Genomic DNA, 1075 nt, shown 5'->3' with positions numbered 1-1075 from the left:
CGGCGGACCTGCTGCCGACGCCGGTGCGGCGGGTCGCCGGCACGGTGAGACGGCGGCTCAGCCGATCGCGCTGACCCGAGCGGCGCCGTACCTGGCGAACGCGGCGCGGATCTCCTCCGCGCTGGCCTTGCCGTGGCGTGCGGCGATGACCGCGTCCCAGCCCGGTGCGGCGAGCAGCTCCTCCGGATCGACGGCACGGGTGCGCTTGAGCACATCCTGTGGCACCGGCTGCGGGTCCGGGACGATCGCCGACTCCAGCCAGTCGTCGTAGCCCTCGAGCACCCCGTTCCGTGAGGCGTCCGGGCAGAGGACCACAGCTGTACCACTGCCTTCCGTGGCGACCTCGATGACGACCACGTCAGGGCGGAGGGTCCGAAGGGCCTCGAGCGCCTTGTAGACGTCCCCGGTCCAGCCGCCCGACTGGCGGTAGCGGTTGGCCTCGTTCACTCGCCGCGGCAGCATGTCGTCGAAGACCACGACCGTCCCGGAGTGCGTGAAGCGCTCGACCGCGAGGTAGTCACGCAGGGAGTACTCCGCCAGGTGCATCCCGTCGATGAACGCCAGGTCCAGCACGTTGATCGGCAGGTGCGCCAGCGGATGGGGCCGCGCGAAGAACTCGTCGCTGGTCATCCGCGCCAGATGCACGTCCGCCTGGAGCTCGCAGGTCACGTTGAACTCGGGGTCGATGCCGATGCTCGGCACGCGCGAGAGCGTCAGGCTCTGCCCCCTGTGCACGCCGATCTCGAGGTAGGTGCGCGGCCGGAGCTTCTCGTGCAGGGCGGCGAGGAATCCGTGACGGTTCACTCCGCGAGGATATACACCGGCCGCTCGGTGGAACCCCGGCCAGAACGGCGCCGGAGCTCCTAGACGGCCTTGCGGACCTCACGGTTGCGGACCTCGAGCGCCTGCCACTCGGCCTGGAGCACGTCGAGCTCGGCCTCGAGCTCGGCGACCCGGACGACGGCGTGGCTCGCGCGCTCCTCCGCGTCGGCGAGGCGCTCGCCCAGCCGCTGCGCCGTGCGCTGTGCCTCCTCGGTGCGGTCGCGGGCGACGGCCAGCTCCCGTCGGGCGTCGG

General features: G+C 71.8%; 1 protein-coding gene and 1 pseudogene. Both read right to left on the bottom strand.

Annotation, left to right across the window (positions count from 1 at the left end; all coding sequences use genetic code 11):
* Positions 1-57: 57 nt before the first annotated feature.
* Positions 58-804, bottom strand: coding sequence for a class I SAM-dependent methyltransferase (locus tag E7Z54_RS19410; RefSeq protein WP_136436372.1), 747 nt, complete (start codon positions 802-804; stop codon positions 58-60).
* Positions 805-863: 59 nt separating this feature from the next.
* Positions 864-1075, bottom strand: a pseudogene (locus tag E7Z54_RS19405) (hypothetical protein); the annotation flags it as partial.

This window comes from Nocardioides sp. (assembly GCF_004803405.1).
GTDB classification, from domain to species: domain Bacteria; phylum Actinomycetota; class Actinomycetes; order Propionibacteriales; family Nocardioidaceae; genus Nocardioides; species Nocardioides vastitatis.
This window is presented reverse-complemented; position numbering and strand designations above follow the sequence as displayed.